Below are 509 nucleotides of genomic sequence, written 5' to 3' on the forward strand. Positions count from 1 at the left end.
TTATACCTCCATGTTGCAAGTCTTGGTCCAAAAATGCCTAAAAGAATGAACATTACAACCAAGAAAACTCCTATTAAAGCGGGTGGTGATCTGTTAAGAGCATAAAGCATTAACCTCCATTCTTCCATTTTTGATTTGTTTTTCTTTTTCCAGTCTTTTTTGAACATGTTTATGAACGAACCAAGGCCATAAACTAGTTTATCAGCAATTTTGTCAAATATGTTCTTTTTATATTCCTCCTGCATTTTTCTCACCTCTTAATACCTAACTCTTGGGTCTATTACTGCATAGAGGATGTCTACAACTAAATTAGCGGTGACGTATATCAACGCATAAATGAAAGTTATTGCAACAATGACAGGGAAATCTAAGTTCTGGATCGATTGTATTGCATAGCTTCCCATACCAGGAAGAGCGAAAACAGTTTCTGTTATTGGTGTTCCCCCAAGTAGGCCTCCAAACTGCAGACCTAGAACTGTGACTATAGGAACTAAAGCGTTTTTCAGGGC

At 37.3% G+C, this 509-nt stretch carries 1 protein-coding gene and 1 pseudogene; both read right to left on the reverse strand.

The window, feature by feature from the left end; all coding sequences use genetic code 11:
- Nucleotides 1–245 (reverse strand): annotated as a pseudogene (locus E3E37_RS10855) (ABC transporter permease); the annotation flags it as partial.
- Nucleotides 246–257: 12 nt separating this feature from the next.
- Nucleotides 258–509: ABC transporter permease subunit (locus tag E3E37_RS10860; protein WP_167717358.1), on the reverse strand; the 252-nt coding region annotated here is incomplete at its 5' end.

Origin of the sequence: Thermococcus sp. ES12 (genome assembly GCF_012027515.1) — an archaeon.
Classification (GTDB): domain Archaea; phylum Methanobacteriota_B; class Thermococci; order Thermococcales; family Thermococcaceae; genus Thermococcus; species Thermococcus barossii.